A 3,176-nucleotide genomic window follows, 5' to 3' on the forward strand; every position below is an offset into this window, starting at 1 on the left:
AGTGGCCTGAGGTCAGTTCAGGCTGCTCACTAATCCAAAAGGAGCTTCTTGAACCCCTTCAAAAGGCAACCGACCCTGCGGCTTGGCTCCAGGCAAAAATTCCTCTCCTTGCCACCAAGGCCCAGGGGACTCCTTTGGGAGAAGCGCTCAAAGCCTTGTCTAGAATTCCTTCGCTTGTGGCATAGCAAAAAGGAGAGGGATACGAACAACCCCTGACTCTGGTGCGTTGCACGCAAGAACAGGTGCCTGGGGGCCTTTAAAAAATTTGGTCCCTCGCCAGCCTGTGTATGGGTAGCCACAGGATTGGTTGCCGAAAGAGGCAATTTGAGGTAGACCCTGACTGAGACAACTTCCAAGTAATGTAAGCCGCCGTTATTAGGGTCTAATGCTGCGATAACCTCTGGCCTGAGCTCGCGATCCGTCTTGGTATTCCAGGATGCCTTTGCTAACGCGAACCACCGTACCGGACGCGAAAGCAGTCGAAGACCGGCCGCGCCTGTCGGAAGGTCCTCCGCCCGCAGGTGATAAGCCGGTGATAGGTCGCAACATACGGTTTCAATGCTCTCCGGATCACCCTGATGTGCCCGTTGGTCTTTGCTAAAGGCGTGGATGGTTTCTTGGTGCTTGCTTCTGCACCTCGGAGTAGTCCAGTTTGGTTCAGGTCTCTTCGAGTAGTGGTGGAGTATCCGCCATATGTTGAAGAACCAAAAAATTTTTTCCACTCGGAGTTGACAGCTACATCGCCTCTGTGTTGGTTGTGATGGTGAAAAAAATGAGCAGAATAATAAAGAGTGGACTTTTCAAAAGCAGCCGTAAAAACCTGTGCTTAAGCATCTTTACCTCCTCAATAAAAGTAAGGGATCCGGGAGATGCTATTCTCGGACCCCCTCGAGTCACAAAATACGGGAGATAGCCGTATTCTTGCCTGTTCTTGCTGACGATTACAAATGTCTCAGCGGCAAAACGCAAAACAACGGAGGTCCCTGGTACTAACTCGTTCTGCATGGGCCACTTCTTCAATGATGGCACTTAAGTTTCCACCAATGTCTACAGGTTTCCATTTACCTTTTCTAATACAACCGTGAAATCTGTTACTGCCTTATTATCAACCATTACCGGGAAGACATAGAAGGGATAGGGTTCAGCCTGATCCTTAAGCGTTTTATTCATATCTAATTCCTTCATTCCAATTCGCACGTTAGGAATTGGTTCGCCAAGAGAGGCTCTGGTAAGGTCTTCCTTGCTGGAGAAGTGGAAATTTTTATAATCATCTGCGATCATTCTTAAGTAATTGGGCAGGTTTTCTTGAGCACAGATTTTAGCCTGTTCTTCCGGAGATACGGCATAACTGATTCCTGCTATTAAAAGTGCTGCTACCACCAACGAAGCTTAGAATAAAAATCAATCTGGCTCTCAATAGTGTGATTTTTCAAAATAAACCTACCACTATCTTGCAAAATAAACCAGCCCGCTAATCCAGAAGAATGTGCAAGAATTTCACATTAAAGCAATTCACTGAGAACGATTTTTCAAATAGTCACGCTTTTTGGATAACAAAAAAAGAGCCGAGATCTACCCCAGCCCTTATCAAAAAGCGGCATCAACAGAACCCCAGTTCACCCGCAGCCTGCCTGACGATATCCTCATCCACAGGGCACACCTTGAGCTGAGCACCAAGCATGAGAGCGGTGACGGCGAGATTGTTGACCATTCTCGGCCAGCCCCGGGAGTTGGAAGCGATGGCCTCGACAGCCGAGTCGGTGAAAAGGGTATGGTTGGCCCCCGCCAGCTTCAGGTAGTGTTCAATGTAACCCTTGACCTCATCCCTCTCCAGGGGCTCCATCTTGTAGCGCATCACCACCCGCTGGACGAGGGACTGCGTCTGGCTTAAGCCCAGGCGGTTCAACAAAAACGGCAGGCCGGAGAGAACGAAGACAAACGGGTTCAGCGAATCCATCGAGAAATTGAAGAGAATGCTCAAATCCAGCAGGAACTTGGGTGAAGCCAGGTGCATTTCATCCAGGATGAAGACAGGGGTGATCCTTCTCTCCTGAAAGAGGTTGAGCACAGAGCGCTGGATCTGCTCGAAGAGGTCGATCTTGCGGAATTTGGGCTCCTCGCCCAGCCCGCCGGCCAGCCCCCGGTAAAAATCCATCACCGTTCCGGTAGACAGGGGTAGGTAGATCACCCTGTACAGGGCCGGGTTCAACCCTGCCGCAAGGGAACGCAGGGCAAAGGTCTTTCCCGACCCCGGCTCTCCAACCAGGACACCGATTCCCCTCGCTCTCACAAGGTACTGCAGCCTGGCCTTCGCCTCCGACCAGTTTCTCGAAGGGAAGTAATCCTCCGGTGCGATCTCCTTCGAGAAAGGCTCCCATGACAGGGAATAAAACGCCCGGTACATCACCCTTTCCCCTCCTCATCCAACATCCTGGCGAAAGAGAGGAACCGGTCTCTTTTCACCCGGGCGTTGTCGGCCAGGTTGACCGGCTTCGCCTCGGCCACTCTGACACCGTCAGCAAAGACGAACACCCGGCCCGGATCTTCGGGGTCGAAGCGAACTTCTATCTTCTGCCCGATGAACTGGGGCGGCACCTCGAAGAGCCGCTTGTTGAGGGAGATGGTGCCGTCGTGCTTCACGGTGCGCCTCTCCCGCTGCAGGAACAGCTGCTCCAGGGAAGCGGGGTCCTCCACCATTCTGACCTGGCTTGCCTGGGACAGGAACTTGTCCAGGGGACTCATCCCCAGGGCAGTGTGTACGCTCCGGTGGTAATCCGTCTCCAGCCACTCCCAGAAGGCCCTGTTCAGGGATTCAAGAGAGGAGAGGTTGTCCGGTTCCAGCCGGGGATAGAAGCGCTGTTTCACCGTTAAAAAGAACCTCTCGATTTTCCCCTTGGCCTGGGCATCGTACGGCCTTGTGTGGATGAGGGTGATACCCAGAGAGGCGCAGACTACGTGGAACTGGTCGGAGTGGTAGATCTTCCCGTTGTCCACGTAAACCATCCTGGGTATCCCCCGGCGCAAGATCGCCTCCTTGAAGACGATCTTCAACGAGTCGTATTTCTCCGAGAGACAGAACCGGGCAAAGGGGATGAGGCGCGAGCAGTCGTCGATAAAGGCAAAGAGGAAGGCCTGCACCTTCCTGCCGTTAAGCTTGAGGTAGGGGCCGTAGGACA

General features: G+C 52.6%; 5 protein-coding genes. 1 reads left to right on the plus strand and 4 read right to left on the minus strand.

The annotated features are described in order from the left end of the window. Window positions 1-185: hypothetical protein (locus HPY90_RS15585; protein WP_287195854.1), on the plus strand; the 185-nt coding region annotated here is incomplete at its 5' end. Between the two features lie 550 nt (window positions 186-735). On the opposite strand, the gene HPY90_RS15590 is transcribed toward HPY90_RS15585, so the two are convergent. The 4 genes from HPY90_RS15590 to HPY90_RS15605 all read right to left on the minus strand — a co-directional run. After that, window positions 736-1,029, minus strand: a complete 294-nt coding sequence (locus HPY90_RS15590) for a hypothetical protein (protein WP_287195856.1) — start codon at window positions 1,027-1,029, stop codon at window positions 736-738. Window positions 1,030-1,047: 18 nt separating this feature from the next. After that, the gene (locus HPY90_RS15595) at window positions 1,048-1,380 is read right to left on the minus strand and encodes a hypothetical protein (protein WP_287195858.1); all 333 of its coding nucleotides are present in this window, start codon (window positions 1,378-1,380) and stop codon (window positions 1,048-1,050) included. Between the two features lie 220 nt (window positions 1,381-1,600). After that, entirely contained in the window at window positions 1,601-2,404 is an 804-nt protein-coding gene (locus HPY90_RS15600; protein WP_287195861.1) for an ExeA family protein, read from the minus strand. Beyond that, the coding region (locus tag HPY90_RS15605; RefSeq protein WP_287195859.1) for a Mu transposase C-terminal domain-containing protein at window positions 2,404-3,176 on the minus strand (773 nt) is incomplete at its 5' end. The genes HPY90_RS15600 and HPY90_RS15605, both read right to left, overlap by 1 nt.

The organism is Syntrophothermus sp., from assembly GCF_013314835.1.
Taxonomy (GTDB): domain Bacteria; phylum Bacillota; class Syntrophomonadia; order Syntrophomonadales; family Syntrophothermaceae; genus Syntrophothermus; species Syntrophothermus lipocalidus.

What these genes read in the sequence shown, in the direction of transcription:
- HPY90_RS15600 (WP_287195861.1), bottom strand. Translation starts at nt 2,404, where the DNA reads ATGTACCGGGCGTTTTATTCCCTGTCATGGGAGCCTTTCTCGAAGGAG.